The organism is Rhodococcus chondri (assembly GCF_036327435.1).
In the GTDB taxonomy this organism is placed as follows: Bacteria; Actinomycetota; Actinomycetes; order Mycobacteriales; family Mycobacteriaceae; genus Rhodococcus; species Rhodococcus chondri.
In genome coordinates this window covers 1-12,025 of sequence record NZ_JAUZMZ010000141.1, presented here as the reverse complement: position 1 = coordinate 12,025, position 12,025 = coordinate 1, and the positions used below count along the sequence as shown (strand labels likewise).

Here is a 12,025-nt window from a genome sequence, read left to right as displayed (position 1 = left end):
CCCGGCGGGCTGCTCACCGCCGCCGTCATCTACACCCTGGCCTGGAAGAACGGGGTCGACGGGTTCCGGCTCGTCCTCATCGGCATCGGTGTCAACGCCATGCTGCTGGCCCTGATCAACTGGATGCTCGTCTCCGCCGACATCAACGACGTCTCCCGCGCCCAGATATGGCTCACCGGTTCCCTCAACGGCATCGGCTGGACCCAGGTGCTGCCCGCCGCGCTGGCCCTGGTCGTCATCGGCGCCTGGACGGTGGTCGCGTCGTTCACCGTCGGTGCGCTGCGGCTGGGCGACGACACCGCCCGGTCCCTCGGCGTGCGGCTGCAAACCCAGCAGGCGCTGCTGCTCATCGCCGCCTGCGGCCTCGCCGCCGTCGCCACCGCCGCCGCCGGGCCCATCGGATTCGTGGCCCTCGCCGCGCCGCAGGTCGCGCTGCGGCTCGTGCGCTCCGCCGGACCCCCGATCATCGCGTCCGCCCTGACCGGCGCCGTGCTCGTCGTCGGCGCCGACATCGTGGCCCGCACCATCTTGCCGGTGTCGCTGCCCGTCGGCCTCGTCACCTCCGCCGTCGGCGGCCCGTTCCTGCTGTATCTGCTCGTCCGTTCCAACCGGAAGGTCTCCGCATGACCGACGTTCCCTCGCTCGGCACCGCCCCCGGCACCCCCGCGCCGTGCCGGCTCGTCGCCGAACATCTCGCCCTCGGCTACGGCGACCGGCTCATCGTCGACGACCTCGACCTCGACATTCCCACCGGCGTCATCACCACGGTCATCGGGCCCAACGGCTGCGGCAAATCCACGCTGCTGCGGGCCCTGAGCCGCCTGCTCAAACCCCGCACCGGGCGGGTGCTGCTCGACGGGCAGACCATCACCGCGCTCCGTACCCGCGACGTCGCCCGCGTCCTCGGCATGCTCCCGCAGGCCCCGATCGCCCCCGAAGGGCTCACCGTCGCCGACCTCGTCGCCCGCGGTCGGCACCCCCACCAGTCCTGGCTGCGGCAATGGTCCGGCGACGACGAAGACGAGGTCGCCGTCGCCCTGCAGCGCACCGGCATCGCCGACCTCGCCGACCGTCCCGTCGACGAACTGTCCGGCGGACAACGCCAACGCGCCTGGATCTCCATGGCCCTGGCCCAGGGCACCGACATCCTGCTCCTCGACGAACCCACCACCTACCTCGACCTCGCCCACTCCGTGGAAGTCCTCGACCTCGTCGACCGGCTGCACAGCGAACTGGGCCGCACCGTGGTGATGGTGTTGCACGACCTCAACCTCGCGATCCGCTACAGCGATCACCTCGTCGTCCTGAAGCAGGGCCGCATCGTGCGGTCCGGGCCCCCCACCGAGGTCATCACCGTCGCGCTGCTCCGCGAGGTGTTCGGTCTCGACGCCTCCGTCATCGACGATCCGGTGTCCGGCCGGCCGCTGATCGTGCCCATCGGCACCCGCCACGTGTACGGCACCGCCGGCGGACCCACCGCTCCGACAACCCACCACTGACCACTACGACCCGGGGTAGTACGCACAAATGTCGGAGGACCCGTAGAATTGCGATATGGCAGCACTGGGTGAGCTCGAGCGAGCAGTAATGGACCACCTGTGGTCCTCCACGGAACCGCAGACGGTACGACAGGTCCACGAGTCCCTCGCTACCCGACGCAACCTTGCGTACACCACCGTGATGACCGTTCTGCAGCGCCTCGCGAAGAAGAACCTCGTCATCCAGCAACGCGACGACCGCGCCCACCGGTACCTGCCCGTGCACGGCCGCGACGAACTCGTCGCCAGCCTGATGGTCGACGCGCTCGACCAGGCCGACGAAACCTCCGGACGCGCCGCCGCGCTCGTCCACTTCGTCGGCCGTGTCGGCGCCGACGAAGCCGCCGCACTGCGCGCCGCCCTCGCCGAACTCGAAGCCCGCCACCCCGACACCGGCACCACACCCGCCACCGACCGAGATACCGGTCGGGCGAGCTGACACACTCGACGCCATGAACGCGACCTCGGCGCTGGTATTCGGAATACTGGCGCTTCTTCTCGCGGGCCCGGTGCCCGGGCTCCTCGCCCGCGCCTCCTGGCCGTACCGCAGCCCCCGGGCGGCACTCGTGCTGTGGCAGGCGATCGCCCTGGCCGCCGTGCTCTCCGCGTTCAGCTCCGGACTGGCCATCGCCAGCCGCCTCCTCGTCCCCGGCGCGGACGGCCGCCCCACCACCAGCCCCCTCCGCGAAATCGAAGTCCTCGGCCTGCCCCTGTGGCTGACCTACATCATCGTTTTCACCCTCACCGTGCTCATCGGCGCGCGCCTGATCTTCTCCATGCTCCGCGTCGGCGTCCGCACCCGCCGCCGCCGCTCCCGACACCGCATGCTCGTCGACCTGCTCGACCGACGCGACAGCGGCGCCGCCCTCCGCCGACACCCCCACGTGCGGATCCTCGACAGCGCCGACCCCATCGCCTACTGCCTCCCCGGCCTCCGGCAACGCGTCGTCCTGAGCGAAGGCACCCTCGACAACCTCACCGACGACGAACTACGCGCCATCCTCCGCCACGAACACTCCCACCTGCGCGCCCGCCACGACCTGGTCCTCGAAGCGTTCACCGCCGTGTACGAGGCATTCCCCCGCTGGGTGCGCTCCGGCTCGGCGCTCGGCTCGGTCAAACTGCTCGTCGAAATGCTCGCCGACGACTCCGCGGTGCGCGTCACCGGACCCAACCCCTTGGCCCGGGCCCTCGTCGCCTGCGCCGGCGCCCACACCCCCAAGGGCGCACTGGCCGTCGGCGGACCCTCCACCGTGCTCCGCGTGCAGCGCCTCGCCGACCCCGGGCCCGACCTGGTCACCTCCGCCTGCGCGTACCTCGCGGCCGCCGCGATCCTCGTCGTGCCCACCGTCGCCGTCGCCGTGCCGTGGCTGACCGAACTCCACCGGCTGTTCACCCACTGAGCCCCGCCCCGATTTCGATCCCGCAGAACTTCGGGGGAAGCTGTACCCATGACCGTCGACAGCACCGAGACCCCCCGCGCCCAGATCGGCGTGACCGGCCTGGCCGTCATGGGCTCGAACATCGCCCGTAACTTCGCCCGCCACGGCTACACCGTCGCCCTGCACAACCGCAGCGTCGCCAAGACCGACGCCCTGCTCGCCGAGCACGGCAACGACGGCGACTTCGTGCGCACCGAAACCGTCGAACAATTCGTCGCCGCCCTCGAAAAGCCGCGCCGTGTCCTGATCATGGTCAAGGCCGGCGACGCCACCGACGCCGTCATCGAAGAGCTCGCCGACGCGATGGAACCCGGCGACATCATCATCGACGGCGGCAACGCTCTCTACACCGACACCATCCGCCGCGAAGCCGCCCTCCGCGACCGCGGCCTGCACTTCGTCGGCGCCGGCATCTCCGGCGGCGAGGAAGGCGCCCTCAACGGCCCGTCGATCATGCCCGGCGGCCCCGCCGAGTCCTACACCGCGCTCGGCCCCCTCCTCGAATCCGTCGCCGCGCAGGTCGACGGCACCCCCTGCTGCACCCACATCGGGCCCGACGGCTCCGGCCACTTCGTCAAAATGGTGCACAACGGCATCGAATACGCCGACATGCAGCTCATCGGGGAGGCCTACCACCTGCTGCGCGACGCACTCGGCTACGACGCCGGCACCATCGCCGACGTCTTCACCGAATGGAACAGCGGCACCCTCGAGTCGTACCTCATCGAAATCACCGCCGACGTGCTCCGCCAAACCGACGCCGACACCGGCAAACCCCTCGTCGACCTCATCGTCGACGCCGCCGAACAGAAGGGCACCGGCCGCTGGACAGTCAAGGCCGCCCTCGACCTCGGCATCCCCGTCACCGGCATCGCCGAAGCCGTATTCGCCCGCGCCCTGTCCGGCTCACGCACCCAACGCGCCGCCGCCCAGGGCCTGGCCGCCGGCACCCTCGGCGCCGCCCCCACCGACGCCGCCCAGTTCACCGAAGACATCCGCGCCGCCCTGTACGCGTCGAAGATCGTCGCCTACGCCCAGGGCTTCGACCAGATCGCCGCCGGCAGCGCCGAATACGGCTGGAACGTCGACCGCGCGGCGCTGGCCACCATCTGGCGCGGCGGCTGCATCATCCGCGCCCAGTTCCTCAACCGCATCAAAGAGGCCTACGACCAGGACCAGAACCTGCCCAGCCTCATCCTGGCCCCCTACTTCCGGGACGCCATCGCGGCCGGCATCGACAGCTGGCGCCGCGTCGTGGTCACCGCCACCACCCTCGGCATCCCGATCCCCGCATTCGCGTCGTCGCTGTCCTACTACGACGGGTTGCGCGCCGAACGTCTCCCGGCGGCCCTGACCCAGGGCCAGCGCGACTTCTTCGGCGCCCACACCTACGAGCGCACCGACAAGCCCGGCACGTTCCACACCCTGTGGAGCGGCGACCGCAGCGAAGTCCAAGCCTGAGTCCGACCGTGCCATGACCGGCACCGCGGCAGCATCGGTGGCGTGCGCGCTCGCCGCCGCGGTGCTGTTCGCGGGGGGCGGGGTCGCCCAGCAACGATCCGCTGCCGCAGTCCCGACCTCGCAGTCACTGCTCGGCAGTCTCGTACGCAGCCCCCGCTGGTGGATGGGGGTGCTCGGCGACGGCGGCGGCTACCTCCTGCAGGTCGCCGCGCTCGCGCTCGGCGCCGTCCTCGTCGTGCAACCCCTGCTGGTGTCGTCCCTACTGTTCGCCCTGCCCATGTCGGCGGCCCTGACCGGGCAGCGCATCACCCGCCGCACATGGCTGCTCGCGCTGGCCCTGTGCGCCGCCCTGGTCGTGTTCCTCGTCGTCGGTGACCCCACCGAAAGGGAACTCGACGCCGCCGCCCGCCAGTGGGCGCTGCCTCTGGGCCTGATTCTCGGGCTCACCGCCGTCACCGTGCTCACCGCGGCGGCCGGGTCCCGACCGCACGCCGCCGGCATCCTGTTCGGGGTCACCGTCGCCTTCACCAAACACGTCACCGACCTGTTCACCCACGGAGTGGTGGCGGTGCTCGGGTCCTGGCAGACCTGGGCGCTGCTCGTCGCCGGCATCACCGGCGCCTATCTGCAACAACGCGCCTTCCAGGCCGGTCCGCTCGCCGCCTCCCTTCCCGCCCTGACCATCGGCGAACCCCTCGCCGCGGTCTTCCTGTGCATGACGGTGCTCGGTGAACGTCTCCAGGTACACGGGCTCGGTCTCGTCGTCGTCGCGGCCGCGGTCGCGGTGATGCTCACCACCACCGTCGCGCTCTCCCGCGCCCAGGCCGCCACCGCCGCCGGGTGAGCGGCGCGTTGCTCAGCCCTGCGCGCGGGAGAACACCGCCACCAGGAACTCCGAATCCTCCCGGAACGGACGCAGATCCCACGTCGACAGCAGCACATCGACCACCAGACCGTTCGCGGCGGCATCGGCGAGGAACTCGGAGAACTCGTAACCCCGGCCCGCCCCGAAACCGACCACCGCGCGTCCGGTCGGCGCGAGATGACGCGCGAACCCGGCCAGCACCGCTTCCCGCGTCGACGGCGCCAGGAACGTCATCACGTTGCCCGCGCACACGATCACATCGAAGTCCGCCGCCACCCCGCGCGCCGGCAGGTCCAGTTCGGCGAGATCACCTACCAGCCAGGTCGGACCGGGATGGTCCTGCTCCGCCGCCGCGATCAGCACCGGATCGACATCGACGCCGACCACCGCGTGCCCCGCGGCGTGCAGATAGCCCCCCAGCCGGCCCGGCCCGCAGCCCGCGTCCAACGCCCGGCCCCCGCGGCCGAGCATCGCATCGATCAGCCGCGCCTCCCCGACGATGTCCTGGCCCTCGGCCGCCAACGTCCGGAAGCGCTCGACGTACCACGTCGAATGCTGCGGGTCGGCGGCCGCAATCTCTTCCCACTGGCTGGGTGTGCGTTCACTCATCGTCGGGTCCTCCTTCGATTCGGCCCGCTCCCGCGAGCCCGCTGCCACCACCCTAGGCAGTGTCCGCATTTGCCCGGTAACCGCGCTCGCATCACTACCGGCCCGCCGCCACGGACGACAGCACCGGACCCGGGTCAGTAGAATAATGAGCCTCACAACCACGTCCGGGCAGTGGCATCGTCGCGTCCCGGGCCCGACGAGAGGAAACAGGTGCCCGCGGCACCCACCCCCAGCACCACATCGTCCGAGGCCACAGTGGCCGCCGCGGATTCCGACTCCGCCGGTTCGGAGGGCTCCTCTAGCGAGCCGGGTGACAATCCCGGCGGATCCCCGAACCCACAGGGACGGCGCTGATGTCCGTTCTCCTGTCCCTCATCAGCCTGGTCGGGTTCATCGCCCTGACGGCCGGCACCGCACTGTTCGTCGCGGCCGAATTCTCGTTGACGGCACTCGAACGCAGCACCGTCGACACCCACGCCCGTGACGGCGGGCGCCGCGCCCGGCAGGTACAGCACGCCCACCGCACCCTGTCCTTCCAGCTGTCCGGCGCCCAGCTCGGCATCACCATCACCACCCTCATCACCGGCTACCTCGCCGAGCCCGTCCTGGCCCGGTTCCTCACCCCGCTGTTGGCAGCCGCCGGTCTCGGCTCCGGCACCGCCGGCACCGTCTCACTGATCCTCGCGCTCATCATCGCCACCTCGTTCTCGATGGTCTTCGGGGAACTGGTACCGAAAAACCTCGCCATCGCCCGGCCGCTCGCCACCGCCCGCGCCACCGCCGGGCTGCAGGTCGGGTTCTCACTCATCTTCAAATGGGCGATCCGCGGCCTCAACGGCACCGCGAACTGGCTGGTGCGCCGGCTCGGCATCGAACCCGCCGAAGAACTGCGCTCGGCGCGCTCACCCCAGGAGCTGGGCTCGCTCGTGCGGGCGTCGGCCGAAAGCGGCACCCTCGACGAGAACACCGCGCTGCTCGTCGGTCGCTCCCTGCAGTTCGGTGAACGCACCGCGGAAGACCTCATGACCCCACGCGTCACCATCGAAGCCCTCGATGTGCGCGCCAGCGTCCTGGACCTGATCGACGTCTCGTCCCGGACCGGATATTCACGGTTCCCGGTGATCGACGGCGACCTCGACGCCACCGTCGGTGTCGTCCACGTCAAGCACGCATTCACCGTGCCCGGATCCCGCCGCGCCGACACCCAGGTGCGCGATCTCGCCCGGAAGGTCCCGATCGTGCCCTCCACCCTCGACGGCGACACCGTGTTGGAACGCGTCCGCGCCGACGGCATGCAGGTCGCGCTCGTCGTCGACGAGTACGGCGGCACCGCCGGGATCATCACGATGGAAGACCTCGTCGAGGAGATCGTCGGCGACGTGCGCGACGAACACGACGAGCCGCAACTCGAAGCCCAACCCGAGGGCGACGGCTGGTCGTGCTCCGGCCTGTTACGCACCGACGAAGTCGCCCAGCTCACCGGATACACCGCCCCGGACGGCGACTACGAAACACTCGGCGGACTGATCCTGACCGAACTCGGCCGCATCCCCGACGTCGAGGACGAGATCACACTGCCCACCCTCCGAGGCGAGCATCACCGGCCCTGGCACGCCCGCATCATCGAAATGGACGGACACCGCATCGACCGCGTCCTGCTCACCCCCGCCGCAGTGCCACCGGACGAGGCGCCACCCGGGCCGGAGACCGACGACCCCACCGACACCGACACCGGGGACGCACGATGAACGACCTGATCGCGGTCGCGCTGACCGTGCTGCTGCTCGCCGGCAACGCGTTCTTCGTCGGTGCCGAGTTCTCGCTGATCACCGCCCGCCGCGACCGCCTCGAAACCCTCGTCGCGCACGGCAGGAAACGCGCCCGGACCGTGCTCGACGCGAGCGAACACCTCTCCCTCATGCTCGCCGGATCCCAGCTCGGCATCACCATCTGCTCGATCCTGCTCGGCCGCGTCGGGGAACCCGCCATCGCCCACCTCGTCGAGACGCCGCTGCATCTGCTCGGGCTGCCCGACTCCCTACTGCACCCCATCGCATTCGCCATCGCCCTGACCCTGGTGGTGGTGCTCCACATCCTGCTCGGCGAGATGGTGCCCAAGAACATCGCCATCGCCGGACCGGAACGCACCGCCATGCTCCTCGTCCCCGCCCACCTGCTGTTCATGCGACCGGCCCGGCCGTTGATCGCGTTCTACAACCTGTGCGCGAACGCGGCGCTGCGCCTGATGCGGGTCGAACCCCGGGACGAACTCGACAGCAGCGTCACGGCCGTCGAACTGTCGGAGATGATCGGCGAATCCCGCTCGGAAGGGCTGCTCGACGAGGAGGCACACCGCCGTCTCACCCAAGCCCTCGGCACCAACGGACGTACCGTGGCCGAGGTGATGATCCCCCTCGCGAAGGTCCGCACCGTTCCGGTCACCACGCTCGGCACCACCCTGGGAGCCATCGAGCAGGCCGTCAGTGCCACCGGCTTCTCCCGCTACCCGACCCGCACGCCCACCGGGGAGATCACCGGCTACCTCCACGTCAAGGACGTGCTCGATCTCGTCCGCGACGAGTCCGCCGGACCGGAGACCGTCATCGCCCCGGCCGGCATCCGGTCGATGCCGGTGATCACCCTCGACAGTCAACTGCACGAGGCGCTGTCACTGCTCCGCCGTACCAGCTCCCACCTGGGCGGCGTCGTCGACACCGCCGGCGCGGTGATCGGCATCGTCGCGCTCGAGGATCTGGTCGAGGAATTCATCGGCACCGTCCGTGACGCCACGCACCGCGTCGCCGACCCGATCCCCGGACACCGCCCCGCGTGACGCCACCCACTCCGCCCGCTCCCGCCCCGACGCTCCTCGCCGAGGAGGACTGGACTGCCCGCCGCGCACGGCACCGGGCGGACGTCGAGGCGCTTCTCGACGGGCACCTGCGCCGGCGCGCGGCAGGCGAAAAGCACCCGGTCCACGATTTCCTGTTCACCTACTACAAGCACCGCCCCACCCAACTGCGCCGATGGCATCCCGGGTACGGCGTCGTCCTGGTCGGTGACACCGCCCGCGACCAGCTCCGGCAGCCGGGGTACGAACGCGTCGAGGTGAACGGCGCCGTCGGTGTGACCGTGTCGCCGGCCACGCTCAGCCAGCGACTGGGAACGGTCGAGTTCGTCGCATCGTTACTCGCAGCGACCGCCGCCCGACCGGCCCAGCTCGGTTGTTTCGGGCTGCACGAGTGGGCGATGGTGTATCGGACCGACGGCACCGGTGTGCGGCACTCGTCGGTGCCGCTGCGGCTCGGTCACGCCGGCACCGATGCGGTGGTGGAATCATTGCAGTTGCGCTGCAGTCATTACGACGCGTTCCGCTTCTTCACCCCCGACGCGGTTCCGCGCAACGCCGAGCCGCTGACCCGAGACGACCAGCTCGCCCGGGAGCAGCCGGGGTGTCTGCACGCCGGAATGGACCTGTACAAGTGGTGTTTCAAGCTGTCGCCGCTCGTCGAATCGGAGCTGCTGCTGCGCTGTTTTCGACACGCTGCGGCGGCACGCGAACTCGACATGAGGGCCAGCCCGTATGATCTGAGCGATTACGGCTACTCGCCCATCACGATCGAGACCGCCGCCGGACGCGCACAGTACGTCCGCGAGCAGTCGGCGCTCACCACTCGCGCCGCGGCCCTGCGACAGGAGCTGCTGAATCGATGCACCGCCCTGCGTGCGTGTCGAACCGACACATCGTTAGCTACCGGCGGGTAACATGACTGGTGTTTTTTCGTGCGGCCGCGGGCAACACAGCCCGGACGCACAGCAAACCGGAAAGAGTGAGGGTAATGACAGAACGCGTGCAGGTCGGCGGACTTCAGATCGCCAAGGTGCTCTACGACTTCGTGAACAACGAGGCGATCCCCGGCACCGAGGTAGATGCGGCCGCGTTCTGGGCCGGCGCCGACAAGATCATCCATGAGCTCGCCCCCAAGAACAGGGCCCTGCTGACCAAACGCGACGACCTGCAGAGCCGGATCGACACCTGGCACCGTGACCGCGCCGGGCAAGCCCACGACCCCGCCGCCTACAAGGCCTTCCTCGAGGAAATCGGCTACCTCGTGCCGACGCCCGCACCGTTCCAGGTCGCCACCGCGAACGTCGACACCGAAATCGCTACCACCGCCGGCCCACAGCTCGTGGTGCCGATCCTCAACGCCCGCTTCGCGCTCAACGCCTCCAACGCGCGCTGGGGCTCGCTCTACGACGCGCTCTACGGCACCGACGCCATCCCGGAAGAAGGCGGCGCCGAGAAGGGCACCGGCTACAACAAGGTCCGCGGCGACAAGGTCATCGCCTGGGCCCGCGACTTCCTCGACAAGGCCGCACCCCTCGAGACCGGCTCCCACGCCGACTCCACCGGCTACGCCATCGACGGCACCGCACTGCAGGTCACCCTCGCCGACGGCACCGTCACCGGACTCGCCCACCCCGACAAGCTCGTCGGCTACCTCGGCGACAAGGCCGCCCCCACCTCCGTGCTGCTGCGCAACCACGGCCTGCACATCGAAATCCAGATCGACGCCGACTCCCCCATCGGCAGCACCGACGCCGCCGGCGTCAAGGACGTCGTCCTCGAATCCGCCGTCACCACCATCATGGACTTCGAAGACTCCGTCGCCGCCGTCGACGCCGACGACAAGGTCCTCGGCTACCGCAACTGGCTCGGCCTCAACCGCGGCGACCTGACCGAAACGTTCGACAAGGGCGGCAAAACGCTCGACCGCACCCTCAACCCCAACCGCACCTACACCGCAGTCGACGGCAGCGAACTCGAACTGCACGGCCGCTCACTGCTGTTCGTCCGCAACGTCGGCCACCTCATGACCAACCCCGCCGTCCTCGACAACGAGGACAACGAAGTGCCCGAAGGCATCCTCGACGCGCTCGTCACCACCCTGTGCGCGATCCACGGCCTCCACAGCGACGACGCCCACGGCCCCCTGGTCAACAGCCGCACCGGCTCGATCTACATCGTCAAGCCGAAACAGCACGGACCCGAAGAGTCGGCCTTCACCACCGAACTGTTCGGTCGCGTCGAAGAGCTCCTCGGGCTGCCCGCGAACACCCTCAAGGTCGGCATCATGGACGAGGAACGCCGCACCACCGTCAACCTCGCCGCCTGCATCGAAGCCGCGTCCGAACGCGTCGCCTTCATCAACACCGGCTTCCTGGACCGCACCGGCGACGAAATCCACACCTCCATGGAGGCCGGACCCGTCGTCCGCAAGGCCGAGATGAAGAAGCAGAAGTGGATCGCCGCCTACGAGGACTGGAACGTCGACACCGGCCTCGCCCTCGGCCTCCAGGGCAAAGCCCAGATCGGCAAGGGCATGTGGGCCATGACCGAACTCATGCGCGACATGCTCGAACAGAAGATCGGCCAGCCCAAGGCCGGCGCCAACACCGCGTGGGTGCCGTCCCCCACCGGCGCGACACTGCACGCCACCCACTACCACGAGGTCGACGTCTTCGCCGTCCAGGACGAACTCAAAGGCAAGACCCGCGCCACCATCGACGACATCCTCACCATCCCCCTCGCCGAGAACACCGACTGGTCCGACGCCGAGAAGCGCGAAGAACTCGACAACAACTGCCAATCCATCCTCGGCTACGTCGTGCGCTGGATCGACGCCGGCGTCGGCTGCTCCAAGGTCCCCGACATCCACGACATCGCGCTCATGGAAGACCGCGCCACCCTGCGCATCTCGAGCCAGCTGCTCGCCAACTGGATCCGGCACAACGTCGTGACCGAAGACGACGTCGTCGCCGCCCTCGAACGCATGGCCCCGGTCGTGGACCGGCAGAACGACGGCGACCGCACCTACCGGCCCATGGCCCCGGACTTCGATTCCAGCATCGCATTCCAGGCAGCGAAAGAACTCATCCTCGAAGGAGCGACCCAGCCCAGCGGCTACACCGAACCGATCCTGCACCGCCGCCGACGCGAGAACAAGGCCGCCCACGCCTGACCGGCCGGCACGACACGCACAGCGGCTGGGCCCCGATCCACGGATCGGGGCCCTGCCCGTCTCCCCCCCCACGCGAGACGCGCGGCG

Annotated in this window: 11 protein-coding genes; 10 read left to right on the top strand and 1 reads right to left on the bottom strand. The window is 69.7% G+C overall.

The features are described from left to right. The 6 genes from Q8814_RS20040 to Q8814_RS20015 all read left to right on the top strand — a co-directional run. The coding region (locus Q8814_RS20040) for a FecCD family ABC transporter permease (RefSeq protein WP_330153752.1) at window positions 1-627 on the top strand (627 nt) is incomplete at its 5' end. Continuing rightward, the gene (locus Q8814_RS20035; protein WP_330153751.1) at window positions 624-1,499 is read left to right on the top strand and encodes an ABC transporter ATP-binding protein; all 876 of its coding nucleotides are present in this window, start codon (window positions 624-626) and stop codon (window positions 1,497-1,499) included. The genes Q8814_RS20040 and Q8814_RS20035, both read left to right, overlap by 4 nt. A gap of 55 nt (window positions 1,500-1,554) precedes the next feature. Beyond that, the gene (locus Q8814_RS20030; protein WP_330153750.1) at window positions 1,555-1,977 is read left to right on the top strand and encodes a BlaI/MecI/CopY family transcriptional regulator; all 423 of its coding nucleotides are present in this window, start codon (window positions 1,555-1,557) and stop codon (window positions 1,975-1,977) included. Between the two features lie 13 nt (window positions 1,978-1,990). Then, window positions 1,991-2,941: a M56 family metallopeptidase gene (locus Q8814_RS20025; protein ID WP_330153749.1), complete on the top strand. Its 951-nt coding sequence runs from the start codon at window positions 1,991-1,993 to the stop codon at window positions 2,939-2,941. A gap of 48 nt (window positions 2,942-2,989) precedes the next feature. Further along, complete coding sequence (gndA, locus tag Q8814_RS20020; protein WP_330153748.1) at window positions 2,990-4,441, top strand: NADP-dependent phosphogluconate dehydrogenase; 1,452 nt, start codon at window positions 2,990-2,992, stop codon at window positions 4,439-4,441. Window positions 4,442-4,454: 13 nt separating this feature from the next. Further along, on the top strand, window positions 4,455-5,285 hold the full coding sequence (locus tag Q8814_RS20015) for a DMT family transporter (protein ID WP_330153747.1): 831 nt from the start codon (window positions 4,455-4,457) through the stop codon (window positions 5,283-5,285). Between the two features lie 12 nt (window positions 5,286-5,297). Here the strand turns inward: Q8814_RS20015 and Q8814_RS20010 are convergent, their stop codons facing one another. Further along, complete coding sequence (locus tag Q8814_RS20010) at window positions 5,298-5,915, bottom strand: class I SAM-dependent methyltransferase (RefSeq protein WP_330153746.1); 618 nt, start codon at window positions 5,913-5,915, stop codon at window positions 5,298-5,300. Between the two features lie 353 nt (window positions 5,916-6,268). Here Q8814_RS20010 and Q8814_RS20005 point away from each other — a divergent pair, with 353 nt between their 5' ends. The 4 genes from Q8814_RS20005 to Q8814_RS19990 all read left to right on the top strand — a co-directional run bounded on the left by Q8814_RS20005 (window position 6,269) and on the right by Q8814_RS19990 (window position 11,938). Continuing rightward, window positions 6,269-7,663 (top strand): hemolysin family protein, encoded by a 1,395-nt coding sequence (locus tag Q8814_RS20005; RefSeq protein WP_330153745.1) that lies wholly within the window; start codon window positions 6,269-6,271, stop codon window positions 7,661-7,663. Beyond that, the gene (locus tag Q8814_RS20000) at window positions 7,660-8,748 is read left to right on the top strand and encodes a hemolysin family protein (RefSeq protein WP_330153744.1); all 1,089 of its coding nucleotides are present in this window, start codon (window positions 7,660-7,662) and stop codon (window positions 8,746-8,748) included. Before Q8814_RS20005 ends, Q8814_RS20000 begins: the two co-directional genes overlap by 4 nt. Beyond that, a complete protein-coding gene (locus Q8814_RS19995; RefSeq protein ID WP_330153743.1) occupies window positions 8,745-9,680 on the top strand; it encodes a 3-methyladenine DNA glycosylase in 936 nt (311 codons plus the stop codon). Before Q8814_RS20000 ends, Q8814_RS19995 begins: the two co-directional genes overlap by 4 nt. A gap of 74 nt (window positions 9,681-9,754) precedes the next feature. Continuing rightward, window positions 9,755-11,938 carry a malate synthase G gene (locus Q8814_RS19990; RefSeq protein WP_330153742.1) on the top strand — a complete coding sequence of 728 codons (2,184 nt, stop codon included), beginning with the start codon at window positions 9,755-9,757 and terminating at the stop codon, window positions 11,936-11,938. The last annotated feature ends 87 nt before the right edge of the window (window positions 11,939-12,025 follow it).

What these genes read in the sequence shown, in the direction of transcription:
- Q8814_RS19990 (WP_330153742.1), top strand. Translation starts at nt 9,755, where the DNA reads ATGACAGAACGCGTGCAGGTCGGCGGACTTCAGATCGCCAAGGTGCTC.
- Q8814_RS20025 (WP_330153749.1), top strand. Translation starts at nt 1,991, where the DNA reads ATGAACGCGACCTCGGCGCTGGTATTCGGAATACTGGCGCTTCTTCTC.
- Q8814_RS20010 (WP_330153746.1), bottom strand. Translation starts at nt 5,915, where the DNA reads ATGAGTGAACGCACACCCAGCCAGTGGGAAGAGATTGCGGCCGCCGAC.
- Q8814_RS20030 (WP_330153750.1), top strand. Translation starts at nt 1,555, where the DNA reads ATGGCAGCACTGGGTGAGCTCGAGCGAGCAGTAATGGACCACCTGTGG.
- gndA (WP_330153748.1), top strand. Translation starts at nt 2,990, where the DNA reads ATGACCGTCGACAGCACCGAGACCCCCCGCGCCCAGATCGGCGTGACC.
- Q8814_RS20015 (WP_330153747.1), top strand. Translation starts at nt 4,455, where the DNA reads ATGACCGGCACCGCGGCAGCATCGGTGGCGTGCGCGCTCGCCGCCGCG.
- Q8814_RS20035 (WP_330153751.1), top strand. Translation starts at nt 624, where the DNA reads ATGACCGACGTTCCCTCGCTCGGCACCGCCCCCGGCACCCCCGCGCCG.
- Q8814_RS20005 (WP_330153745.1), top strand. Translation starts at nt 6,269, where the DNA reads ATGTCCGTTCTCCTGTCCCTCATCAGCCTGGTCGGGTTCATCGCCCTG.
- Q8814_RS20000 (WP_330153744.1), top strand. Translation starts at nt 7,660, where the DNA reads ATGAACGACCTGATCGCGGTCGCGCTGACCGTGCTGCTGCTCGCCGGC.